The sequence below is a fragment of the Streptacidiphilus sp. EB129 genome (assembly GCF_041262645.1).
In the GTDB taxonomy this organism is placed as follows: Bacteria; Actinomycetota; Actinomycetes; order Streptomycetales; family Streptomycetaceae; genus Streptacidiphilus.
Genome location: NZ_JBGCCS010000022.1, coordinates 1 through 25,309, shown reverse-complemented (window position 1 = coordinate 25,309; position 25,309 = coordinate 1). Strand labels below are relative to the sequence as shown.

Sequence of the window (25,309 nt, the reverse complement as noted above, 5' to 3'; positions counted from 1 at the left end):
TTGTTGCGAGAGTCTTCAGTGGCTGGAGTCGGTCAGTCGGTCGTCGGAGGGGCAGCGCCTTGGACAGCACGGCAGGCGGCATCGGGGGGAGCGCGCGCAGCGGGGCGCGGCGGGTGAATCCGGCGTCGCGGCTGGCGCGGCGCGGGTTCACCGACCCGGACGCCGCCGTACGGCGGCTGGCGGCGCCCGCGCTGGCGGAGCACGCCGCCGACACCGTGCTGCTGGACGCCCTGGCGGCCACCGCCGACCCCGATCTGGCGCTGCAGGGCCTGTCCCGGCTCGCCGAGGCCTGCGACCCCGCCGACCGCCGGCTGCTGCTCGACACCGTCACCAGCGCCAAGCCGCTGCGGGACCGGCTGCTCGCGGTCCTCGGCGCCAGCGCGGCGCTGGGGGACCACCTGGCCCGGCACCCCCACGACTGGCACGCGCTGATCTCCTTCGAGCTGCGGGACATCCACCCCGGCCCGGAGGAGTTCCTGCGCACCCTCTACAGCCACATCTGGCCCGCCGTCACCGTGCCCGGCAGCTCCCGCGCGGACCTGCTGCGCACCGGCTACCGCCGCTGCCTGCTGGGCATCGCCGCCCGCGACCTCACCGGCACCACCCAGATCAGCCAGACCGCCGCCGAGCTGGCCGACCTCGCCGGGGCCACCCTGCAGGCCGCGCTGGACATCGCCGCCGAGGAGGACCCCGCCGCCGCGAGCGGCTGCCGGCTGGCCGTGATCGCCATGGGCAAGTGCGGCGGCCACGAGCTGAACTACGTCTCCGACGTGGACGTGGTCTTCGTCGCCGAACCCCGCGAGGGCGCCGCCGACGACGGCGCCGCCGTCCGGGCCGCCACCCGGCTGGCGGCCCGGATGATGCGGCTCTGCTCCGACACCACCCGCGAGGGCACCATCTGGCCGGTCGACGCCAACCTGCGCCCCGAGGGCAAGAACGGCCCGCTGGTGCGCACCCTGGCCAGCCACCTGGCCTACTACCAGCGCTGGGCCAAGACCTGGGAGTTCCAGGCGCTGCTGAAGGCGCGTCCGATCGCCGGCGACGCCGAGCTCGGCCAGGCCTACCTGGACGCGGTCACCCCGATGGTGTGGCAGGCCTCCGAGCGGGAGAACTTCGTCCAGGACGTGCAGCAGATGCGCCGCCGCGTGGTCGACGCCATCCCGGCCGCCCAGGTCGAACGCGAGCTCAAGCTCGGCCCGGGCGGGCTGCGCGACGTCGAGTTCTCGGTGCAGCTGCTGCAACTGGTGCACGGCCGCGCGGACGCCTCGCTGCGCAGCCCCACCACCCTGGCCGCGCTCGCCGACCTGTCGGCCGGCGGCTACGTGGGCCGCGCGGACGCGGCCGCGCTGGACGCCGCGTACCGGTTCCTGCGCGCGATGGAGCACCGGATCCAGCTGTTCCAGCTGCGCCGCACCCACCTCGTCCCCACCGGCGAGGACGACCTGCGCCGGCTCGGCCGCTCGCTGGGGCTGCGCACCGATCCGGTGAACGAGCTGCGCACGGAGTGGCGCCGGCACGCCCGCGAGGTGCGGCGGCTGCACGAGAAGCTGTTCTACCGGCCGCTGCTGGACGCGGTCGCCCAGCTGGGCGCGGAGGAGGCCGGGCTGACCAGCGGCCTCGGCCTGAACGGCCTCACCGCCGCCGCGGCCCGGGCCCGGCTCTCGGCCCTCGGCTACCGCGCGCCCGCCGACGCGCTGCGCCACCTGCAGTCGCTGGCCACCGGCGTCAGCCGCAGGGCCGCGCTGCAGCGCACCCTGCTGCCGGTGATGCTGGGCTGGTTCGCCGACTCCGCCGACCCGGACGCCGGGCTGCTCCACTTCCGCAAGGTCTCCGACAGCCTTGGCTCCACCCCCTGGTACCTGCGGCTGCTCAGGGACGAGGGCGCGACCGCGGAGAACCTGGCCCGGATCCTCTCCTCCGGCCGGCTCGCCCCGGACCTGCTGCTGCGCGCCCCGGAGGCGGTCGCCCTGCTCGGTGACCGGGACGGGCTGCAGCCCAGGACGGCGGCCGCGCTGGAGCAGGAGACCGCCTCCGCCGTCGGCCGCGCGGCCGACGCCCCGGCGGCGGTGGCCGCGGTGCGGTCGGTCCGCCGGCGGGAGCTGTTCCGCACCTCCGCCGCCGACGTCCTGGGCCGTCTGGGCGAGGACCCGGGCGAGTCCGCCGCCGCCTCGGCGGAGGCCCTGACCGCGCTCACCACCGCCACCATCGGCGGCGCCCTCGCCGCCTGCTCGGCCTCGGTCGAGGCCGCTCTCGGGGCGCCGCTGCCGACCCGGCTGGCGGTGATCGGGATGGGCCGGCTTGGTGGTGCCGAGCTGGGGTACGGCAGCGACGCCGACGTGATGTTCGTCCACGACCCGCTGCCCGGTGCGGACGAGACCGTCGCCGGTACCGCCGCCCGCCAGGTCGTCGAGGAGCTGCGGCGGCTGCTGCAGCTGCCGTCGACCGAGCCGCCGCTGCTGATCGACGCGGACCTGCGCCCGGAGGGCCGGCAGGGGCCGCTGGTGCGCACCATCGCCTCCTACGCGGCCTACTACAGGCGCTGGTCGCACACCTGGGAGAGCCAGGCGCTGCTGCGTGCCGCGCCGGTCGCCGGGGACGCGGCGCTGGGCGCGGCCTTCACCGAGCTGATCGACCCGCTGCGGTACCCGGCGGCCGGGGTGAGCCCGGCCGAGTTGCGGGAGATCCGCCGGATCAAGGCCCGGGTGGAGACCGAGCGGCTGCCGCGCGGCGCGGACCCCACCACCCACACCAAGCTGGGCCCCGGCGGCCTGGCCGACGTCGAGTGGACGGTGCAGCTGCTGCAGCTCCAGCACGCGCACCGGGTTCCGGCGCTGCGGACCACCCGGACCCGGGCCGCGCTGGCCGCCGCGCTGGCGGAGCGGCTGCTGACCGAGGAGCAGGCACGGGCGCTGGACGCCGCCTGGGTCCAGGCCACCCGGGTCCGCAACGCGGTGATGCTGGTACGCGGCCGGGCCGGGGACAGCTTCCCCGGCGACTCCACCGAACTGGCGGGCGTGGCCCGCTACCTCGGCTACGGCGACGGGCACGCGGGCACGATGGTCGACGACTACCGCCGCCGGGCCCGCCGGGCCCGCGCCGTCGTCGAAGCCGTCTTCTACGGCTGACCGACGGCTGCGGCCGGCCCGGAGGGCTTCAGCGGGTGAGGGCCACCCGGGAGCGGGCCGGGCGCGGCGTGGGGCGGCCGCTCAGCACCGGGCGCTCCGCGCCGTCACGGGGGAAGGCGTAGACCCAGCGCCCGTAGACCAGCCGGGACACCGCTATCCCCGCGCCCGTGCAGAGCGCACCGGCGATCGCGTCCATGAAGAAGTGGTTGGCGCTGGCCACGATCACCATCAGTGTGGTCACCGGGTACAGCAGCCCGAGCAGCCGCACCCAGCGGCGTCGGGCCAGGAAGGCCAGCGTGAGGCCGCACCACAGCGACCAGCCGATGTGCATCGACGGCATCGCGGCGAACTGGTTGGAGACGTTGGCCATGTCCCCGGACGCCATCGAACCCCAGGTGTGGTGCTCGGCGACGGTGTCGACGAAGCCCGCCCGGTCCATCAGCCGGGGTGGGGCGAGCGGGTAGAAGTAGTAGCCGACCAGGGCCAGTGCGGTGGTCACGAACAGCGCCAGCCGGGCTGCCGGGTAGCGGCCTGGCTGAAAACGGAACAGCCACACCAGCACGGCGATGGTCATCACGAAGTGCAGGGTCGCGTAGTCGTAGTTCATCGCGGTGATCAGCCAGCTGACCGAGTCCACCGCGTGGTTGAACGACCTCTCGTACGCGATGTGCAGGAACTCCTCCAGCCGCCAGATGTCCCGGGCGTTGCTCTCGGCCCTGGCCCGTATCTCCGGGACGGCGTTGCGGACCAGGGTGTAGCCGGTGTAACCGACCGCCGTCAGCAGCAGCTCGAACCAGAGCCGGGGGCGGCCGGGAGAGCGGAAGTGGCTGCGGAGCAACTGTCGGCAGCGATCCGGGACCCGGCGCCGGAGCGGTGCGGGGGGCGCCGCAACGGCGGGGCGGGGCGCGGTACGAAGGGTTCCGCCGTCGTGCTCGACGGAACCGGCAGGGCGCACCGTTGCGGCGTGGACGCCGCTGTCGTGGTCCCTCGTCGGGTTCCCCATGGGGCAGAAGTCTGCCACGCGGCCTGCTGGGACCTGGTCACCCTCTGGTCGCGGATTCGTGGCCGGATATCCCTCTGAAGTCCTACTGGCCGTTCCCTCGGTGGCCGCCGGCCTGCTCGGAGCCGAGGGCCGCCGCAGCGGGACGTTCCGCCGTACGGGTGATGGCCCGGCTCCGGCCGCGGCCGTACTGACCCGTCCGGGTGAGGGCGCCCTGCGACGGGGACGCGTCGACCGTCAGGTGCCGGCGGATGGTTCGAGGACGGGGGCGTGCGGACAGCGATGGAAATCCTTTCAGCATCTTGCTGAAACAACTTGCTGACAGTACGGTCCTCGCTAGTCGCCGCATCGGCTGACGCCACCTCAAAGGGAGAGCCCGCGTGGCCAGAAGAGCCAGACTCTGCAGCCTGATCGCCTCGGTTGCCCTCATCGCGCCAGGCCTGGCCCTCGTGGCCCCGGCCGCCGCGGCGCCGTTGACCTCCGCGCCGCAACCCGCCGTGCTGTCCGCCGCGCCGTCGGACCAGGCGCTGGCGGCCACCCCGGACCGGCACGACCTGACCCGCGAGCAGTACTACTTCGTCATGCCGGACCGTTTCGCCAACGGCGACACCAGCAATGACACCGGTGGGATCACCGGCAGCCGGATGGCCAACGGCTTCGACCCGACCGACAAGGGCTTCTGCCACGGGGGCGATCTCCAGGGCCTGATCGGCAAGCTCGACTACATCAAGAAGCTGGGCACCACGGCGATCTGGATGGCCCCGATCTTCAAGAACAAGCCGGTCCAGGGCACCGGCGCCAACGCCTCGGCCGGCTACCACGGCTACTGGATCACCGACTTCACCCAGGTCGACCCGCACTTCGGCACCAACGCGCAGCTCAAGGAGCTGATCGCGAAGGCGCATGCGATGGGGATGAAGGTCTTCTTCGACGTCATCACCAACCACACCGCCGACGTCATCGACTACGCGCAGCAGACCTACGGCTACCGCTCCACCGGCGCCTACCCGACCCTGGACGCCACTGGCCGTCCGGTCGACACCACCGCGATAGCCAACGCCAACGCGGCCAACGGCACCTCGAACTATCCGAAGCTGACCACCGGTTCCTTCCCGTACACGCCGGTCTTCGACCAGCCGGGCGACGCCACCGCGAAGACCCCGTCCTGGCTCAACGACCCGACGATGTACCACAACCGGGGCAACTCCACCTTCACCGGCGAGTCCGGAACCGAGGGCGACTTCTCCGGCCTCGACGACCTCGACACCCAGGATCCGCGCGTGGTCCAGGGGTTCGAGAAGATCTACGAGGACTGGGTCAGGACCACCGGAGTCGACGGCTTCCGGATCGACACCGTGAAGAACGTCAACATGGCGTTCTGGCAGCAGTGGGCTCCGGCGCTCAAGACCTACGCGGCCCAGCACGGCAACAAGAACTTCTTCATGTTCGGCGAGGTCTACGACAGCGACACGTCGACCACCTCGTCCTATGTGACCCAGGGCAAGCTGCAGGCGACGCTGGACTTCCCGTTCCAGTCGGCGGCGCAGAGCTATGTCGCGAACGGCGGTTCGGCGCAGGCGCTTTCCTCCCTCTACGCGAACGACTACAAGTACACCACCGCCGACACCAACGCCTACGAGCTGCCGACCTTCCTCGGCAACCACGACATGGGCCGGATCGGCTACTTCCTGCAGTCCGCCGGCCCTGGTGACAGCAACGCCCAGCTGCTGCGCAAGGACCAGCTGGCGCAGCAGCTGCAGTTCCTCACCCGGGGTCAGCCGGTGGTCTACTACGGCGACGAGCAGGGCTTCACCGGTACCGGCGGCGACAAGTCGGCCCGCCAGGACATGTTCGCGTCCAAGGTCGACGAGTACAACACCGACACCGTCATCGGCGGTACTCCCGGATCCGCCGACCGCTACAGCACCAGCACCCCGCTGTACACGACCATTGCCACCCTCGCCGCGCTGCGCAGGGCCAACCCGGCGCTGGAGGACGGCGCCCAGGTCGAGCGCTACGCCGCCAACGGGCCCGGCGTCTACGCCTTCTCCCGCATCGACGCGAAGCAGCAGGTCGAGTACCTGGTCGCGGTGAACAACGCGAGCACCGCGCAGAGCGTCAGTGTGCCCACCTACTCGTCCGGGATGACCTTCGACCCGATCTACGGCGGCGCGGTCGACGCCGCGACCACCGGCGCCGACAGCAGGCTGGCGATCACCGTCCCGGCGCAGTCGGCCGTCGTCTACCGGGCCACCGCGAAGCTGGCCAGGCCCGCCGCCGGACCGTCCGTGACGCTCACCGCGCCTGCCGCCGGTACGACCGGCACCGCCACCGTCGCCGCGACCGTCCCCGGCGGGGGCTTCGACCGGGTCACCTTCGCCGCCTCCGTGGGCGGCGGGACGTGGCAGACCCTGGGCACCGCCGACCACGCGCCCTACCAGGTCACCCAGAACCTGGCCGGGGTCACCCCCGGCAGCACCGTCCGCTACAAGGCCGTGGTCCAGGACAGTGCGGGGCGGCTCGCCGACGCCACCGCCGCCACGACCGCCGGGACCCCGGCGCCGGTGGTCAAGCCCACCGCCTCCACCCGTACCTACGCGGTGGTCCACTACCACCGCGCCGACGGCGACTACGCGGGCTGGAACCTCTACGCCTGGGGCGACATCGCGGACGGCGAGGGCACCACCTGGCCGGCCGGCCACCCCTTCGTCGGACGGGACGCCTACGGGGCCTTCGCCTATGTGAAGGTGAAGCCCGGCGCCTCCACCGTCGGCTTCATCGTGGAGAACAACGGCACCAAGGACGGCGCCGCCGACCGCTCCATCGACCTCTCCGCCACCGGCGAGGTCTGGGTCGACTCCGGCGACCAGACCACCTACACCAGCAACCCCGGCCCGACGCCGCCCGTCCCCGCGAACACCGCGATCCTGCACTACCACCGCACCGACGGGAACTACGCAGGCTGGGGCCTGCACGACTGGACCGGCGCGGCCACCCCCACCAGCTGGACCAGCCCGCTGCAGCCCTCCGGGACGGACGCCTTCGGCGACGTCTTCACGGTGCCGCTGGCACCCGGCGCGAGCGTCCTCGACTACATCATCCACAACGGCGACACCAAGGACCTGCCGGACAACCAGGAGCTGAACTTCGCCGTCAACGGCCGCGAGGTCTGGATCACCGACGGCACCCCCGGCTACATCCTGCCGCAGTCCACCGCCTCCGCCGCGGACCTCAACCTTGGCCAGTCCAAGGCCCAGTGGATCGACGCGACCACCGTCGCCGTCCCGTCCGCCTGGGGCTTCGGCCAGAACCTCGCCGCCGGAGCCTCGGCGGAGATGGTCTATTCGCCGACAGGCACCCTGGCCATCAAGGACGGCGACCTCAGCGACCCCGGCTACTGGCTCCGACTGCTGCCCGTGGCAGGAGGTCTGACGGCGGTTCAACTCGCGGCGCATCCCGAGCTCAAGGGCTACACCGCCTTCACCGTCGACCCCCGCGACACCAACCGGGTCAGCACCGCGCTGCGCGGACAGCTGATCATGACCGAGCGCGAGGCCAACGGCGCGCTGCTGGCCGCCACCGGCGTGCAGACCCCGGGTGTGCTGGACGCGGTGTACGCGTCCAAGGCCGTCCACGCCCAGCTGGGCCCGGTCGTCAGCGGAGGTTCGGTGACGCTCTCGGTCTGGGCGCCGACCGCCTCCACCGTCAGTCTGGAGCTCTACGACAGCCCCGGCGCACCCACCGCGCACCTGGTCGCCATGCACCGTGACGACCGTACGGGCGTCTGGTCCGCGACCGGGAACGGCTCCTGGAAGGGCAAGTACTACCTCTACCGGGTCACCGTCTGGGCGCCGTCCGTGCAGCAACTGGTGACCAACCACGTCACCGACCCCTACTCGCTGGCGCTCTCCGCCGACTCCAGGCGCAGCGAGATCGTCGACCTCGACGCCCCCGGCACCGCGCCCACCGGCTGGACCGCCGAGAAGTCACCCGCGCCGGTCGGCCCGACCCGGCAGGAGATCCAGGAGCTCCACGTCCGTGACTTCTCGGTCGCCGACAGCACCGTCCCGGCCGCCGACCGCGGTACCTACCTCGCCTTCACCGACCTCAGCTCCCTCGGGATGAAGCACCTGGCGGCGCTGGCCAAGTCCGGCGTCACCACCGTGCACCTGCTGCCGGCCTTCGACTTCTCCTCGGTCCCGGAGAGCAAGGCCGAGCAGTCCACCCCGCCCTGCGACCTCGCCTCCTACCCCTCCGACTCGCAGCAACAGCAGGCCTGCATCGCCAGGACCGCCGCCACCGACGCCTACAACTGGGGCTACGACCCCTACCACTACACCGTCCCCGAGGGCTCCTACTCGACCGTCCCCGACGGCACCACCCGTACCCTGCAGTTCCGTCAGATGGTCGCCGCCCTGCACAAGGTCGGGCTGCGGGTGGTCATGGACGTGGTCTACAACCACACCGCCGCGTCCGGGCAGGACCCGAGGTCGGTCCTGGACCAGATCGTCCCCGGCTACTACCAGCGCCTCTCGGCGACCGGCGCGGTCACCACGGACAGCTGCTGCGCCGACACCGCGCCCGAGCACACCATGATGAACAAGCTGGTGGTGGACTCCACCCGGACCTGGGCCACCCAGTACCACGTGGACGGCTTCCGCTTCGACCTGATGGGCCTGGACCCCAAGCAGACCATGCTCGACGTGCAGGCCTCGCTCCAGCGGACCGGCCGCAGCGAGTTCCTCTACGGCGAGGGCTGGAACTTCGGCGTGGTCGCCGACAACGCCCGCTTCGTGCAGGCCACGCAGGTGAACATGGCGGGCACCGGCATCGCCACCTTCAACGACCGCCAGCGCGACGCGGTCCGCGGCGGCGGCCCGTTCGACACCGACCCGCGGATCCAGGGCTTCGGCTCCGGCCTCTCCACCGACCCCAACGGCGCCGCGGTCAACGGCGGCGCCGCCCAGCAGAAGGCGGCACTGCTGCACTCCATGGACCAGATCAAGGTCGGCCTGACCGGCGATCTGGCCGGCTACTCCTTCACCGACAGCGGCGGCAGGACGGTCACCGGCTCCGAGGTCGACTACAACGGCTCACCGACCGGCTACACCGCCAACCCCGGTGAGGCCATCACCTACGTGGACGCGCACGACAACCTCGACCTCTACGACGCCCTGGTCTACAAGCTGCCGGCCGGCACCTCGATGGCCGACCGGGCCAGGATGCAGTCGCTGTCCCTGGCCACCACCGCACTGTCCCAGGGCCCCGGCTTCGCCGTGGCCGGCAGCGACCTGCTGCGGTCCAAGTCGCTGGACGCCAACTCCTTCGACAGCGGCGACTGGTTCAACGCCATCCAGTGGAACTGCGCCCAGGGCAACGGCTTCGGCCGCGGGCTGCCGCCGGCGGCGTCCAACCAGTCCTTCTGGCCCTTCGCCCAGCCGCTGCTGGCGAACCCGGCGCTGGTCCCGGGCTGCCCGGCGGAACTCTCCGCCTCCGCGCAGTACCAGCAGTTCCTGCGGATCAAGCAGTCCACCCCGCTGTTCTCGATGGCCACCGCCGCCGAGGTGCAGCAGCGGCTCAGCTACCCGCTGTCCGGCACCGCCGGCGAGACCCCGGGCGTGATCACGCTCCACCTCGACGGCACCGGCCTGCACACCTACCGCTCGGTGACCGTGGTGTTCAACGCCACCCCGACCACCGAGCGGCAGACGCTGCCGACCCTGGCCGGCACCGCCCAGCAGCTCCACCCGGCCCAACTGGACGGCACCGACCCGGTCGTGAAGACCGCCGCCTTCGACCCGGGCACCGGAACCTTCACCGTCCCGGCCCGCACCGTGGCCGTCTTCGTCCAGCAGTAGCCCCCGTCACCGCCCCCGCACCGGCGGGCGGGTCCGTGCCTGACACCTCGCCCCGGAGGCGGGGTGTCAGGCCTCGCCGCCTGCCAGTGCGGCCAACTCGGCGTCCACCAGCCGCTGGTGCTCCTCCGCGTCCGCACGGGCCCGCTTCGGACTCCAGCGGCCTGCCATCACGAAGATGAACGGCAGGAACAGCAGCTGCCCGGCCAGGCAGACGAACCACCAGGTGCGCCAGTTCTGCGGGTTGTCCGCCTGGGCGGCCTGGACCTCGGGTCCGTACTGCTGCAGCACCGAGAGTGGCTGCGCCGCCTTCTGCACGGCCAACAGGCCCGGCAGGCCCACCTCCTGGACCGCCTGCGCCTGCAGGGCCGGCGGGATCGCCGTCGGCGGGTACTTCGCGAGCTCGCCGAACAGCTGCGCGTGCTGGGTGTAGATCGCCAGCGCCGGACCGGCCTCCTGCTGAGCGACGGCCACCTGGGCGCCGTGCTCCACCAGCGGGGTCGCCGAGGTCACCACGACCGGGACGAACGCGGCCGAGACCGCCACCACGATCCGGATGATCCAGCCCCACACCGCCAGGCCGGTGGCCGTGGCCGCCGGACTGCGCCGCTCCACGGTCTCGGTGAAACTCGCCATCCACGGCGCGTAGGTGAAGCCGGCCAGCACCCCGATGCCGACGAACATCCAGGCGAAGGTGTAGTAGCCGGTGGCCGGACGAGTCGCGCTCAGCGCGAACCAGAGCGTGAAGCCGATGCTGCCGACCGCGCCCACCACCATGAACGGCTTGCGCACCCGCAGCCGGTCCGAGAGCAGTCCGGCCACCACCAGGGCGATGGCGTTCGCGGCCCAGTACCAGTTCGCCAGCGCGTTCACCCGCTGCTCCGAGTAGCCGAAGGTGGTCGCGAAGTACACCACGAAGTTGCCCACCGCGGCGAAGTACAGCAGCAGGAAGACGCTGATCGCGAAGGCCGAGCCGACCACGTCCAGCCGCATCATCTGCCGCCAGTGGTTCTGTCCCTGAATCTCCGTCAGGTCGAGCCCCTTGGCCTTGGCCTCGACCAGGGCGCGGTCCCGCAGGGTCACCATGATCTGGTCGCGCAACCGGGGCGACAGCTCGCGCAGCCCCGCCAGCGCGACCAGGAAGACGATCAGCGCCGAGATGCCGGCGAACCGCAGCTCGTCCTGCCAGCTGGAGGAGTCCAGGGTGTTGCTGGTCACCGTGGTGACCACCAGGCTGCCCAGCACCGGTCCCATGGTCCAGTACCCCATCGCGGTGGCCCGGCCCAACTGCGGTGAGAAGTCCCGGATCAGCGCCGGGGTGGCCACCAGCACGATGCCCTCGACAAAGCCGACCAGGGCGAACAGCACCAGGTAGAGGGTCTTGCTGTTCGCGTTCGGCAGGCCGAACAGCACCAGCAGCCCGGTCACCAGCAGCCCGTAGACGACCATGTTGGCGCGGCCCCAGCGGTCGGCCAGACCGGCCACCAGCGAGGCGAACGCCCCGACCGCGTTCCCGACCACCGACACCCAGATGAAGTAGCGGTAGGTCATGTGGAAGTGGGTGATGATCGAGGTCGCGACGGCGTACTGGATGTAGAGCGCGTAGTACAGAACGATCGTGGTCAGCACCACGATCGCCAGGTAGGCGTAGCGGCGGGCGGTGTCCGGGTAGTGCGCCAGCTCGCGCCGCCAGAGCAGCGCGAGCGGGGCGGTTGCGGGTCTCGGCGCGGGGACGTCGGCTGTGGACGGCGTGGCGGTCATGCTGCTCCTCGGTGCACCGGTACGGGTGGGGCGGCGCGCGGTCGGGGCCGGACGGTCACGGCGCGCGGGCGCGTCTGCCTCCGGCGGCGAGGGCGTGAGGGGAGGCTAGTACCGACTGGTCGGTACGGACTAGACGCGTGCACGAGGTCCGTGCACCAACAGCGGCGCGGGGCCCCTCACCGCCGTCCACGGCATGCTGGGTGTGGCATGACCGGTCCGGCGGGGGAGCCCCGCGCCCGAGGGGACTGCGGAGTGCTAACTCTGCTGGCGTGCGGGCCAGGTGGGTACCACCGGCCGCCCGAAGGTGCTGCTCAGCACACCGGCGAAGGAGGCGTACCAGGCCAGTGCCGCGGTGATCAGCCCCAGCCAGCCGCCGGCCTTGGTGATCGAGTCGTTCTTGGCGAACTCACCGATGGAGAGGAGCGCGAAGGTCACGGTCAGGGCGACGAACACGCCCAGCACCGCGCCGCTGACCCGGATCGCCGCGACGGTCATGTACGCCGTGAAGATGGCCCAGGCCAGCAGGAACAGGCCGAGTGCCTTGTTGGCGTCGTGGGAGAGGACCAGGGTCGGGGCGACGTCCTTGATCAGGGCGTAGTACGCCAGCCAGAACGCGCCGAAGGAGCTGAACGCGGTTGCGCCGAACGTGTTGCCCCGGCGGAACTCCCACATCCCGGCGAGGAACTGGGCCAGCCCGCCGTAGAAGAGGGCGAGTGGGAGCACCACGCCCGCGGCCGCCTTGTCGAGGAACCCTGCGTTGAAGCAGCTGAGGACGAGCGTGGTCATGGCGAACCCGGCCAGGCCCAGAGGTGCGGGATCGGCGGTGGCCGATGCTGGGGAGGAAGCGGAGGCGGAGCGTGTCTGCGGCTCGACATTGGACATGGCGACTTGCCCCTTCCGGCGACACACGGTGCTGACACAACCAGTATGTGACGTATCAGCTGTTTGAGCGCCTTCACGGAGTGGGCCATTTTGTCCGTGCACGGGCATGCCGCCGGGGTGCGACCGGCACCGCTGCGGTCAGCCCAGGGTGCCGTCGAGTTGGGCGTAGGCGCGGGGGACGGCGTGGGTCAGCGTGTCCGCGTCGAACAGCCAGCCGGTGTCGGCCGCGAGCGCCTCGGAGGCGGGTACGCCGGCGGCGTGCAGCCGGGTCAGCCGGGCGGCGGTGGCGGCCAACCGGTCGCGCTGGGCCCGGACGAAGGCCGGGGCGACCGGGTCGCCGTGGCCGGGCACGATCACCGTGTCCGGGCCGATCCCGGCGAGCACGGCGTCCAGGGTGGGCGCCCAGTCCAGCGGGTAGGAGTCGGGGCCGAGTGCGGGCGGTCCGGACTCCTCGACCAGGTCGCCGGCCAGCAGCGCGTCCGCGTCCGGGATGTGCACCAGCAGGTCGCCGTCGGTGTGGCCGCGTCCGGGGTGCCGCAGCTCCACCAGGCGGTCGCCGAGGTCCAGGGTGTGGCTGAGGTCCACCAGATGGTCCGGGACCACCTCCACCAGCTCGGCCATCCCGGCCGCCCACGTCCCGCCCTTCGCGGTCATCAGCTCCTTGAACGCCACCGCCTCCTGGTCGCTCCCCGAGTCCCGCATCGAGGCCGCCGCCGCCCGGTGCGCCCACAGCTGCGCCGGTGGCAGCAGCCGGGGCGCGGTGAACTCGGCGTTGCCCCAGACGTGGTCGAAGTGGGAGTGGGTGTTCACCACCCAGCGCACCGGAGCGGCCGACAGCTGCCGCAGGTGCTCCCGCAGTTCGCGGCCCTCGGCGAGGCTGCAGCGGGTGTCGACGACGAGCAGACCCTCGCTGCCGACGACCGCGCCGACCGTCACGTCGCAGGGCTCGTACCGGCGCTGGAACACCCGGTCGGCGACCTCGCGCCAGGCCGGTCCCTGGTGCGTGGCGCGGCCGGGGGCAGGAGTGCTGGCCATGGGCGGGATCGTTTCCTCTCGGTGGCGGGGGCTACTTGGCCTCGGTGATCGGGAAGCGCCGGGGCGCGACGACCAGCAGTACCACCGTGGCCAGCGCCGCCGCCCCGGCCGCGCCGAGGTAGACGTGGTCGACCGCCGCCGCGACGGCGTGCCGCAGGTAGTCGGTGGCGGCGGAGCCCAGCCCGCCGTGGCCCGCGCCGCCCTGACTGCCTCCGCTGTGACGTCCCCCGGCGTGGTCGAGCAGCGCGTTGGACACCTGGTCCAGGCTGCCTGGCAGCCCGCCGCGGATCGCGGCCGGGGCGTCCCGCAGCCGGGAGGCCAGGGTGGAGTTGGCGACCACCGCGAACAGCACCGCGCCCACGCTCTGGCCGACCTGGCGGCAGAACAGGATCGAGGCGGTGGCGGTGCCGCGCTCGTGCCAGGGGACGCTGGACTGCACCCCGACGATCAGCGGCAGCTGGAACAGCCCCAGGACGGCCCCCAGCAGCAGCATCACCAGGGCCGGCTGCCAGGCCGCGCCGCCGAAGGGCAGCAGGGTGAATCCGGCCAGGACCACCGTCGCGCAGGCCGCGCCGATCACGGCGGTGTCGCGGAAGCCTATGCGCAGGTAGACGCGGCCGGAGAGGGCCGCGGATATCGGCCAGCTGATGGTCATCACGGAGAGCACGAACCCGGCCGCGACCGGGGCGAGCCCGAGCACCGACTGCGCGTACATGGGCAGGAAGACCACCGGTGCGATCATCAGCACGCCGAGGAAGCCCAGTGCCAGGTTGACGCCGGCGATGACGCGGCGGCGCCAGACCCAGCCCGGGATGATCGGTTCCGCCGCCCTGCGTTCGATCCACACCGTCACCACCACGCCCAGCGCGCTCGTCGCGAACAGGACGAGGCTCTGCGGGGACGTCCAGGCCCAGGCCACCCCGCCCTGGACCAGGGCGAACAGCAGCAGGCCGGTGGAGCAGAACAGGCCGAGGGCACCGGCCCAGTCGACCCGGGCGCTGCGGGTCCGCACCTCCTCGTGCAGATGGCGCAGCAGCAGGAACAGGGCCACCAGGCCGATCGGCAGGTTCACCAGGAAGATCCAGCGCCAGTCCGCGTACCCGGCCAGCAGCCCGCCGATGGTCGGCCCGGCGACCGCCGACACCGCCCAGACCGTGGACATCGCGGCCTGGATCCGGCCCCGCTGCTTCAGCGGGTAGAGGTCGGCCGCGATGGTCTGCACCGTCCCCTGGATCGCTCCGCCGCCGAGTCCCTGCAGCAGCCGGAACGCGATCAGGCTCGGCATGTTCCAGGCGGTGGCGCAGAGCAGCGAGCCGAACAGGAAGATCGCGCAGCCGACCAGCAGCACCGGCTTGCGCCCCAGCGAGTCGGCGAGCTTGCCGTACACCGGGATGGTGACCGTCACCGTGAGCAGGTAGCCGGAGAACATCCAGGAGAAGTAGCTGAAGCCGCCCAGGTCGCCGACGATCTGCGGCACCGCGGTGGACACCACCGATGAGTCCATCGCGGCCAGCGCCATCGCCAGCATCAGCGCCGCGACGACCAGCCGTCTCCGCCCCGCCGGCGCGGAGTCCGGGTCCGCGGCGTCCCCGCCCCGGTCGCCCGCCGCCTCCGCCGTGTCCGGATCGCTGCCCTGCCGGTCGCCGTCCATCACCGCTCACCCGCCCCTTGTCCGTGCCACCCTCGCGCCCGCCACCCTGCCACACTGGGCACACTGCTCCTAGGAAGGGATCCACCATGCGTGACCAGGTACTTGTGCAGCGCGCGGACGAGGAGGCGGCCCAGGGCCGCCACGCGGCCGCCCTGGAGTTGTACGCGCGGGCCTGGGACAGCAGGCATGACGAGGTCGCAGAGAAGCTGCTGGACCTGGTCGAGGCCTGGGGCGACGTCGACGCCGCGCTGGCCGTTCTGCAGCAGACCGCCGAGTCCGGCGTGATCACCGCCTACGAGGCGCTGGCCGCGCTGCTGATCGAGATCGAGGAGCCGGAGGACGCGCTGGAGGCTCTGGAGGCCGCCCACACGGCCGGTCGTGCGGTGACGCTGTGGACCGCGGCGGTGCTGGCCGACGAGCTGGACGACCGCGAGCAGGCCGAGCAGTGGTACCGCCGGGCCATCAGCGACGGCGAGCCCGGGGCGCTCAACGACTTCGGCGTCTTCCTCAGCGACGACCCGGACCGCCTGGTGGAGGCGGAGGAGGTGCTGCTGCTGGCGGTCGAGGGCGGCGACGTGATGGCGCTGGGCAACCTGGGCCGGATGCACCTGGAGGGCGACGACCCCGAGCGGGCGCTGCCCTGGCTGACCCGGGGCCTGACCGAGGGCGTGCGCTCGGTGCTGGTGCCGCTGGCCGAGGTCGAGGTGCAGCTGGGCCGCTACGACGAGGCCCGCGCCCACCTCACCGAGGCGCTCGCGGACGAGGTCGAGGGAGCCAGGCTGGCCTGGGCGAACTACTGCGCCGAGCACGGCACCGAGGCGGAGCAGGCCGCCGCCGAGAGCGAGTTCCTGACCGCGCTTCAGCAGGACGAGCCCGGTGCGCACTTCGACTACGCGCTGTTCCTGGCCGACCGGGACCGGATCGACGAGGCCATCAAGGAGTACGAGGCGGCGGCGGCCGACGGCGAGGCCAACGCCTGGCTGAACCTGGCCCTGATCTACGAGGACCGCAAGGACCGGCGGACGGCGGAGGACTGCTACCGGGGCGGGATCGAGGCCGGCGACCTGCAGGCCCTGCTGGCCTACGCCGAGTTCCTGCGCCAGTGGGGACGGCAGAAGGACATCCCGGCGCTGTTCGCGCCTGCCGCCGCTCTGGGCGCGGACGAGGCCGAGGTGGAGCAGCTGCGCGCTCTCGCGGGCGGAAAGTGACTGCCGCGCAGGGCTGCTGACGGCCCGTGACCGAGGGGCGGCGCTGCCGACCGCGCGCCGTGACGGGCGGGGTCGGCAGCGGGGTCGGCTGCGCCGGGGCTGGGCGTCAGCCCTGCGCGTCGGCGACCGGCGCCGCCGGGGGCTGCTGCACCGGGACGGCCTGCGCGGCCGCTGCGTCCTGGACCGGCGGGGCCTGGACCGGCGGCGCGACCGGAGCGGCCTGCGGGTACGCCGTGCCCGGCGCGGGCGGGTACGGCATCCCGGGCTGGCCGGCCGGGGGGTACGCCATGCCGGGCGCGGCCTGGGCCGGCGGGTAGGGCATGCCGGGCTGGCCGGCCGGCGGGTAGGCGCCGTACGGGGCGGGCTGGGCGGCGGCGGTGCCGGCGGCGCGGCGTGCGCCCAGCGACTTGAAGAAGTTCACGACCAGCAGGACCGGCAGGATGAACGCCTTGAAGAGGATGAAGTAGGTGCCGCCCTGGAAGATGAAGGCGAGGTAGACGGCGTAGCCGAAGAACGCGAGTCCGACCAGACCGTTGAAGATCCGCATGCCGGTGCTCTGGTTGCCCTTGATCACAGCGAGCACGGCCATGACGATGCCGCTGAACGCCAGCAGCACCACGTACCACGAGAAGCCGGGGGAGTTGCTGAAATCAAGGTTCACGACGGACTGCTCCCGTTGATAAAGAAAAGCTAAAGAGATCGGCGACGCTAGCGGATTCCCGCTGCACGCGTCAGCCCCTCGCCATCGACTGGAATACGTCCGTGACCTGCGGCTCCGTGGGGTGTCCACGATGCGGCGGTCTGGGTGCAGATGCCCGCGGCGGCGTCGGCGCGGGTGCCCGGGCGGTCAGGGACGGCCCACCTGGAGCGCGGTGCGGACGTCCGTCTGGTCCGGGAGCCGGGAGAGGTCACGCCTGATCAGTTCCTCGATCCGCCGCACCCGGTAGTGGACGGTGTTGACGTGGACGTGCAGCGCCTTGGCGGTACGGGCCCAGGAGCCGTCGCAGTCGAGGAAGGCGGTCAGGGTGCCGAGCAGCGAGACGCTGTTCTCGCGGTCGTGCTCCTCCAGCGGGCCGAGGACCCGCTGCCGGTAGGCGTCGGTCACCTCGACCGGGACGCCGCGCAGCAGCGCGGCCAGGGTGGCCGGTTCGTCGGCGTCGGCGAAGGGGTCCGCGCCGGCCAGCGCGTAGCGGGCCCGGACCAGGGCCGCGCGCAGCTCGGTGGCGGTGGGTGCGACGGTCGGGCCGACGCCGATCCGCAGTACCTGGCTGCTGGTCAGCCGCGCCTGCAGGCGCGGCAGCAGCTCACGCAGCAGGTCGGTCCGGACCGGCCCGCCCACCAGGGCGATCGCCTCGCCGCGGGAGTCCGGGCCGGCCACGAACCCGGCGCCGGTGCTGTGCAGGGCCTCGGTCAGCGCGTCCAGCGCCCAGGCCGCCGGGGCCCGGTCGATCCGTACGGCGATCGGGGTCAGCTCCTGGTCGGGGGCCAGGCCGCAGGCGCCGATGGCGTCGGCGAGGTCGGTCCGGTCGGCGGCGCCCCCGGTCCCGAGCAGGTCGAGCAGGGCCGCCGCGGCGTTGCGCCGCGCGGCGATCTCGGAGCGGGCGGCCGCCGCGACCGGCGCCAGCAGCTCGGCCAGGCCGTGCATCAGCGGATGCGTCCCCGGTGTCAGCTGCCAGCCGTCGAACGGTGACCCCCCGGCCGGGCCGAGCGCGATGGCGCTGGGGTGCGGCGCGCTCCCGTCCGCCGGGTCGGCCGCGCCGGCGGAGCCGGAGGCGGCGATCACCCGGCCGGTGGCCGAGAGCACCGCACAGTCGGGCAGGCCCAGCCGGACCACCGCCAGGGCCAGGACCCGCGCCAGCGGCTCGCCGCCGTCCAGCAGATCGGCGAGCTCCTGGCGGGCCAGTTCCGGCAGGGCCATGGCCCGCCCCGCGTCCTTGCCGGGGTCGCCCCACAGGCGGAGGTAGATCCGGTCGGTGACGGCGCGGAAGCTGGTGGCGCTGGGGACGGTCAGCAGCGGGATGCCATGGGTGCGGCAGGCGTCGACCAGGCTCGGCGGGACCCACCCGTGGGTCCCCTCACCGGCCAGCAGCGCGGCGACCCCCGCGCTGCGCAGCGAGTTCGCGAAGCGCAGCGCGGCCCCCTCCCGGCCCGACGCGGGCTGCCACCAGACCAGGCCGCTGAGCACCAGCTCGCCGGGCTGCAGATAGCGCGCCGGGTCCTGCAGGTCGGTGGAGGTCACCCCGGTCACCTGGCGGCCGAGCAGCTCCGGGGTTCCCCAGGCCAGGCCGAGGCGCAGGTCCTCCAGTTCCAGCAGATCTCCGACGATCATGTCGTGCTCCTTGTGCGCCCGCGCTCGGGCGGTCGTCCGCAGATGCGAGGACCGGGCGCGTCAGAGCATCGTAGATGCGACCTCAGAGCAGCGAAATCCCTCTTGGTTGATTCACCAATCCAGCAGGCCGGACGTGGTGCCCCTCGCCAGTCGTCCCTCCAAGCGGGCCGCTGCTTCAATCGCGGCATGGATCTGAACACGGTGCTGGAGGTGCGCGACGCCCGCCGTCGCGAGGTGTGGCGGCCGGGTGACGCCTGGCTGGGCGGCGGCACCTATCTCTTCTCCGAGCCGCAGCCGCACCTGCGCCGCCTGATCGACCTCAGCCGCACCGGCTGGGAGCCGCTCGCGGTGACCCCGGACGGCGGCCTGGAGATCGCCGCGACCTGCACGATCGCCCAGCTGTCCCGCTTCGCGAGGTCCGCGGAGCGGCCCGCCGAGTGGACCGCCGGGCCGCTGTTCGAACAGTGCTGCCGGGCCTTTCTGGCGTCGTGGAAGATCTGGAACATGGCCACCCTCGGCGGGAACCTGTGCAACTCCCTGCCCGCCGGGCCGATGATCTCACTGACCGCCGCCCTGGACGGGGTCTGCCTGCTGCGGTCCCAGGACGGTGCGTCGCGGGAACTGCCGGTCGCGAACTTCGTCACCGGCGCCGGGCGCAACCGGCTGCAGCCGGGCGAGCTGCTGCGCTCGGTGACGCTGCCGGCCCGTGCGCTGCGCTCCCGTACCGCGTTCCGGCAGGCGTCGCTCTACGGCCTGGGCCGCTCCGGGGCGCTGGTGATCGGGACGGCCGACCCGGTGGACGGCGCCCTGACGGTGACCGTCACCGCCTCGACCGTGCGGCCGATCCGGCTGTGGTTCCCGGTACCGCCCAACGAGGCGGCCCTGCGCGAGGCGATCGAGTACCGGATCGCGGCGGAGGAGTACTTCGACGACATCCACGGACTGCCGGCCTGGCGACGGCACATGACCTTCCGCTTCGCCGAGGAGGTCCGCAGGGAACTGATCGAGGACATCGAGGACACGCAGGCCGTCGAGGCCGCACAGGACATCGAGGGGTGCAGACGATGAGCTTCGCGATCCGGGTGAACGACCAGCCCTTCGACGCCGAGCCGCGCCCCGGCCAGTGCCTGCGCACCTACCTGCGCGAGCGCGGCTGGTTCGGGGTGAAGAAGGGCTGCGACGCGGGTGACTGCGGTGCCTGCACGGTGCAGGTCGACGGCGAGCCGGTGCACAGCTGCCTCTACCCGGCGGTACGCGCCGAGGGCCGCTCGGTGACCACCGTCGAGGGCCTCGCCAGGGACGGCGAACTGCATCCGATGCAGCAGGCGTTCCTGGACGCGCAGGGCTTCCAGTGCGGTTTCTGCACGGCCGGCTTCCTGATGACCACCTCCGCCCTGAACGAGGAGCAACTCACCGATCTGCCACGGTCGCTGAAGGGCAACCTGTGCCGCTGCACCGGCTACCGGGCGATCGAGGACGCGGTCCGCGGGGTCAGGCACGCCGAGCAGCCGTGCGCCGGACAGGCGGTGGGCCGCAGCCTGGGGGCGCCGGCCGGGCCGCAGGTGGTCACCGGCACCGCCCGCTACACCTTCGACATCGAGGTCGAGGGGCTGCTGCAGATGAAACTGCTGCGCTCCCCGCACCCGCACGCCCGGATCGTCTCGATCGACACCTCGCGCGCGCTGCGCGTGCCCGGCGTCCACGCGGTGTTCACCCACCACGACGCCCCCGACAAGCTGTACTCCTCGGCCCGGCACGAGCACCCCACCGAGGACCCGGACGACACCCGGGTGCTGGACGACGTGGTCCGGTTCGTCGGGCAGCGCGTGGCGGCCGTGGTCGCCGACAGCGAGGGGGCCGCCGAGGAGGGCTGCCGGCAGATCGTGGTGGAGTACGAGGAACTCCCGTACGTCATCGACCCGGAGCTCGCCATGCTGCCCGGCGCGCCGGTGATCCACCCGAAGGGACCGGAGTCGCGCATCTTCCGCGCCCAGGACAACGTCTGCGGCGAGGTGCACGGCGAGCTGGGCGACGTCGAGCGGGGCTTCGCCGAGGCCGACGTGGTCTACGAGGAGACCTTCCGGACCCAGCGGGTCCAGCACGCCAGTCTGGAGACGCACGGCTGCGTCGCCTACTTCGAGCAGGGTGAGGACGGCGGCGAGGAGCGGCTGGTGGTGCGCTCCAGCACCCAGGTGCCCTTCCTGACCCGGCGCGCCCTCTGCGACCTGTACGACCTGCCGATGGAGAAGGTCCGGGTGATCGCGGGCCGGGTCGGCGGCGGGTTCGGCGGCAAGCAGGAGATGCTCACCGAGGACATCGCGGTGCTGGCCGCGCTGAAGCTGCACCGGCCGGTCAAGCTGGAGTTCACCCGCCCCGAGCAGTTCTACGGCGCCACCACCCGGCACCCCTTCAAGGTCACGGTGAAGGTCGGTGCCCGAAGCGACGGCATGCTGACCGCCCTTCAGTTCCGGGTGGTCGCCAACACCGGCGCGTACGGCAACCACGGCCCGGCGGTGATGTTCCACAGCGTCGGCGAGTCGATGGGCGTCTACCAGGCGCCGAACAAGAAGGTGAACGCGTACTCGGTCTACACCAACGGCGTGCCCGCCGGCGCGTTCCGCGGCTACGGACTCGGCCAGGTCACCTTCGCCCTGGAGTCGGCGATGGACGAGCTGGCCCGGCGCCTGGACATCGATCCGCTCGTCCTGCGCGAGAAGAACGTGATCGGCCCCGGCGACCACATGGAGGGCCCCTGCGGCGAGGAGGAGGACCTGCACATCGCCAGCTACGGCCTGGACCAGTGCCTCCAGGTGGTGCGCAACGCCCTCGCCGACGACCGCAGCGCCGAACTGGCACCCGAGGGCTGGCTGGTCGGGCAGGGCTTCGCGATGTCCGCCATCGCCACCGGACCGCCCGGCGGCCACTTCGCCGACGCCACGGTGAAGCTGCTGGAGGACGGCAGTTACGACATCGCGGTGGGCACCGCGGAGTTCGGCAACGGCACCACCACCGTCCACAAGCAGATCACCGCCGGCGCGCTGGGCACCACGGTGGACCGCATCGCGATCCGGCAGTCCGACACCGACGTGGTCAAGCACGACACCGGCGCGTTCGGCTCCGCGGGCACGGTGGTGGCGGGCAAGGCCGTGATGAAGGCCGCCAACGCGCTCGCCGAGCAGATCCTCTCCTTCACCGCCGAGTACGCCCGCACCCCCCGCAGCCTGCTGCGGCTGACCGCCGACTCGGTGGAGTGCGACGGCCGGCTCGTCTCGCTCAAGGAGATCTTCGAGGCCGCGCGCGGCAGGGAGGTCGAGCTCAGGGCCGACGGGCACTGGGGCGGTTCGCCCCGCTCGGTGGCCTTCAACTCGCAGTGGTTCCGGATCGCGGTCGACCCGGACAGCGGCGAGATGAAGATCCTGCGCAGCGTCCACGGTGCCGACGCCGGCAAGGTGATGAACCCGATGCAGTGCCGCGGCCAGGTCGAGGGCGGTGTCGCCCAGGCGCTCGGCGCGACCCTCTTCGAACAGGTGCTGGTGAACGATCGCGGCGAGGTCACCACCGCCGCCTTCCGCCGCTACCGCCTGCCCGCCTACGCCGACGTGCCGCGCACCGAGGTCCACTTCACCGAGACCTCCGACTCGATCGGCCCGCTGGGCGCCAAGTCGATGAGCGAGAGCCCCTTCAACCCCGTCCCGCCGGCCTTCGCCAACGCCCTGCGCGACGCCACCGGCGTGCGGTTCACCGAGGCCCCGTTCCTGCGCGACAAGGTCTGGCAGGCCATCGAGGAGCACCGCCGGCAGCAGCGGCGCTGACCGCAGCGCCGCTGACCGAAGTGGGCCCCGCCCGCCTGGCCGGGACTCTCCTATGTGAACGCCATTCGAATGATCAGTGACGGAAGGGGCTTGATAGCACAAGAGGGTTCATATCCATGAATCCTAACCATAATTCTGAACTCTTACCATGCCACGCCTTGCCTGTGATGCTCCGTCAGGGAACCGTCGTTTGAGGGATGTCCATCAGGTTTTCCACCGTCAGGAGTGGCACGTATGAGATGGATGACAGCACCGTCCGGAGGCGGGACCAGGCGCCTGTTCGTCTGCGGGCTGGTGGTGGCGCTGGTCGCCCTCGCCGCCTCGCTCGGCTTCGCCGGACCCAGCAGTGCGACAGCATCGGCGGCCAGGGCGTCGGCGGCGAAGGCGTCGGGGTCCCCGGCGTGGACCGGGACGTTCGACGGCTTCCCCTCGACCGCGTGGCACCTACTCCAACCTGCAGCCCGTCAGCGATTCCACCGCGCCCGGCGGCGGCCAGGCCCTCCAGGTCACCTACCCCGCCCTCAGCGGGCCGCCCAGCTGCGGCTGCGGGCTCGGCGGCGGCCAGTTCTACCAGAACCTCAACTTGAACGGGCAGCAGGCGCTGGCCCAGAGCCCGACCGTCGACCTGAAGTACTGGTACCGGTTCCCGGTCGGTTTCGACTTCGGCGGCAAGACCGCCGGGAAGATGCCCGGCCTCTACGGTGGCGTGCCCGGCTGCGAGAGCGGCGGCCAGCACTGCAACGGCGGCTGGTCCACCCGCTACATGTGGCGCGGCGGCAGTACCAGCGCACCCGACGGCGAACTGTACTTCTACACGGCCTCGGGCTCGGGTTACGGCGCGGACCTGTGCCTGGGCAACTGGCACTTCCCCGCCGACGGCAAGTGGCACTCCATGGAGCAGCTGGTGAACACCGGCTCCGGGCAGATCACCGTCTGGGCCGACGGCGGAGCGACTCCCGTCTGCCAGACCACCCAGACCCTCGGCGGCACTCCCGTCTCGGGCACCTTCTTCTCCACCTTCCACGGCGGTCACGACACCTCGTGGAGCCCCACCCACACCACCACCGACGAGTTCGCCGACTTCACCCTGGCCACCGCCCAGCAGAGCGGCGGCGGCACCTCCCCGGCCACACCCGCCGGGCTGGTGGTTACCGGCAGCACCAGCTCGTCCGCGACGCTGAACTGGACCGAGCCGGCCGGCAGTGACCCCGCCGCCTCCTACCGGGTGTACGAGGGAGGCGCGGTGGTCGCCACCTCGACCACGACCGGTGTCACCGTCAGCGGCCTGGCCGCGAACAGCACCCACTCGTACACCGTGACCGCCGTGGACGCCTCCGGTGCCGAGTCCGCACCCAGCGCCCCGGTCACCGCCACCACCAGCGGCTCCGGTGGCGGGGGCGGCGGCAGCTTCACCCAGGCCGACATCGACTCGGCGGTCGCCGCGCCGGGTATCGCGTTCGCGGCGCCCACCTCGGCGGTGCCGAGGCCCGGCACCAACCCGGTCAGCATCGGCGCCGCGAAGGTCCTGTACTACCTGGCCCTGGTCGACCGGCAGGCCCCCGGGAGCAGGGCGAGCAACGGGACCACCGTGGACAGTGCGCTGCTCGCCCAGGTACGCAGCCTGATCGCCGGCGGCCATGAGCCGGACGCGGACGGCGGCCTGGAGGGGTGGGCGCACGCACCCGTCGCCCAGGCACTGCTGCTGCTGAAGAACGGGCCCGCCTGGAGCGAGCTCTCGGCGGCCGAGCAGAACAGGGTCTCGCTGCTGGAGGAGGCGATGGGCTTCGCGGGCAACTACACCTACAACGACGCCAGCAGCTTCTCCTCCGGCATCTGCGGCTTCGGCAACTTCAGCAAGACCAACAACCCCAACTACCGCGACGGGTACGTGGATGTGGAGGCCGCCGCGATCCAGTACTTCGGCGCCTCCAGCTGGGACGCCATGCTGGCCGGCTTCGACGACGCCACCCTGGCCTCCCAGCTCGACGCGGCCGGCCTGACCAACGCGGGCGGCTGCTACAGCGCCGTGGGCCCGGCCGCCAACGCACCGGTCCAGCGCCCGTTCGTCTGGGAGGGCCACCCGGCCACCGACCTGATGGGGATCTGGAACCAGCTCGCCGCCGACACCTTCGACAAGACGGTGACCAGTGTCAACGGACCCGCCCACATCGCCGACGGCAGCACCAGCCCGGTCCAGGGCCAGCTCGGCATGGGCCATGAGTTCGATTCCACCGACTCGGCGGGTCTGCGCAGCTCCGCCCTCTACGTCTTCGAGGGCTGGATGAACGTCACCGGCAACCGCGTGGCGATGACCGCACTGGGCAGCTTCAGCTGCCCCGCGGCCTCCTCCGCGGGGCGCTACAGCGTGGGCAGCCAGGACCTGGTCTACAAGCTGCACCACGGCTACTACAGCTACGGCCTCAACCAGAACGGAGTACTGACCGACGATCACGGCGACCCGGCCACCGACGGCCCCGACGTCAAGGGCTACCAGTACGACCTGGACGCCTACCACGCCCTGGTGAGCACCCAGGGCTGCTGATCCACCGCGGCTGCGGCCGGGGGGGGGGGGGGGGGGGGCCCCCCCCCGCCCCCCCCCCCGGGGGGGGGGGGGGGGCGAATAGGTGGGGGAGAGAGATGGGAGAGTGGTG

13 protein-coding genes are annotated in these 25,309 nt (G+C 72.3%); 6 read left to right on the top strand and 7 right to left on the bottom strand.

Annotation, left to right across the window (positions count from 1 at the left end):
• Window positions 1–80 precede the first annotated feature (80 nt).
• Entirely contained in the window at window positions 81–3,125 is a 3,045-nt protein-coding gene (locus tag ABH925_RS24670; RefSeq protein WP_370151154.1) for a bifunctional [glutamine synthetase] adenylyltransferase/[glutamine synthetase]-adenylyl-L-tyrosine phosphorylase, read from the top strand.
• Window positions 3,126–3,153: 28 nt separating this feature from the next.
• Here ABH925_RS24670 and ABH925_RS24665 read toward each other — a convergent pair whose 3' ends face one another.
• Window positions 3,154–4,128 (bottom strand): phosphatase PAP2 family protein, encoded by a 975-nt coding sequence (locus ABH925_RS24665; protein WP_370151060.1) that lies wholly within the window; start codon window positions 4,126–4,128, stop codon window positions 3,154–3,156.
• Window positions 4,129–4,505: 377 nt separating this feature from the next.
• On the opposite strand from ABH925_RS24665, the gene pulA reads away from it, so the two are divergent.
• Complete coding sequence (pulA, locus tag ABH925_RS24660) at window positions 4,506–9,983, top strand: pullulanase-type alpha-1,6-glucosidase (protein ID WP_370151059.1); 5,478 nt, start codon at window positions 4,506–4,508, stop codon at window positions 9,981–9,983.
• A 66-nt stretch (window positions 9,984–10,049) separates the two neighbouring features.
• Here pulA and ABH925_RS24655 read toward each other — a convergent pair whose 3' ends face one another.
• The 4 genes from ABH925_RS24655 to ABH925_RS24640 all read right to left on the bottom strand — a co-directional run bounded on the left by ABH925_RS24655 (window position 10,050) and on the right by ABH925_RS24640 (window position 15,309).
• Entirely contained in the window at window positions 10,050–11,741 is a 1,692-nt protein-coding gene (locus ABH925_RS24655) for an MFS transporter (protein WP_370151058.1), read from the bottom strand.
• 255 nt (window positions 11,742–11,996) lie between these two features.
• On the bottom strand, window positions 11,997–12,623 hold the full coding sequence (locus tag ABH925_RS24650; RefSeq protein ID WP_370151057.1) for an acetate uptake transporter: 627 nt from the start codon (window positions 12,621–12,623) through the stop codon (window positions 11,997–11,999).
• A 138-nt stretch (window positions 12,624–12,761) separates the two neighbouring features.
• Window positions 12,762–13,658, bottom strand: a complete 897-nt coding sequence (locus ABH925_RS24645; protein ID WP_370151055.1) for an MBL fold metallo-hydrolase — start codon at window positions 13,656–13,658, stop codon at window positions 12,762–12,764.
• A 31-nt stretch (window positions 13,659–13,689) separates the two neighbouring features.
• Window positions 13,690–15,309, bottom strand: coding sequence for an MDR family MFS transporter (locus tag ABH925_RS24640; RefSeq protein WP_370151054.1), 1,620 nt, complete (start codon window positions 15,307–15,309; stop codon window positions 13,690–13,692).
• An 86-nt stretch (window positions 15,310–15,395) separates the two neighbouring features.
• Between ABH925_RS24640 and ABH925_RS24635 the strand changes: the two genes are divergently transcribed.
• Window positions 15,396–16,517, top strand: a complete 1,122-nt coding sequence (locus ABH925_RS24635) for a hypothetical protein (RefSeq protein WP_370151053.1) — start codon at window positions 15,396–15,398, stop codon at window positions 16,515–16,517.
• Window positions 16,518–16,623: 106 nt separating this feature from the next.
• Here the strand turns inward: ABH925_RS24635 and ABH925_RS24630 are convergent, their stop codons facing one another.
• Window positions 16,624–17,178 (bottom strand): hypothetical protein, encoded by a 555-nt coding sequence (locus tag ABH925_RS24630; RefSeq protein ID WP_370151052.1) that lies wholly within the window; start codon window positions 17,176–17,178, stop codon window positions 16,624–16,626.
• A 186-nt stretch (window positions 17,179–17,364) separates the two neighbouring features.
• Window positions 17,365–18,846, bottom strand: a complete 1,482-nt coding sequence (locus ABH925_RS24625) for a PucR family transcriptional regulator (protein WP_370151050.1) — start codon at window positions 18,844–18,846, stop codon at window positions 17,365–17,367.
• Window positions 18,847–19,032: 186 nt separating this feature from the next.
• Here ABH925_RS24625 and ABH925_RS24620 point away from each other — a divergent pair, with 186 nt between their 5' ends.
• From ABH925_RS24620 to ABH925_RS24610, 3 genes are all read left to right on the top strand, one after another.
• Window positions 19,033–19,914, top strand: coding sequence for a xanthine dehydrogenase family protein subunit M (locus ABH925_RS24620; RefSeq protein ID WP_370151049.1), 882 nt, complete (start codon window positions 19,033–19,035; stop codon window positions 19,912–19,914).
• Window positions 19,911–22,658, top strand: coding sequence for a molybdopterin-dependent oxidoreductase (locus ABH925_RS24615; RefSeq protein ID WP_370151048.1), 2,748 nt, complete (start codon window positions 19,911–19,913; stop codon window positions 22,656–22,658). Before ABH925_RS24620 ends, ABH925_RS24615 begins: the two co-directional genes overlap by 4 nt.
• A gap of 346 nt (window positions 22,659–23,004) precedes the next feature.
• The gene (locus ABH925_RS24610; RefSeq protein WP_370151047.1) at window positions 23,005–25,200 is read left to right on the top strand and encodes a polysaccharide lyase; all 2,196 of its coding nucleotides are present in this window, start codon (window positions 23,005–23,007) and stop codon (window positions 25,198–25,200) included.
• Window positions 25,201–25,309 lie beyond the last annotated feature (109 nt).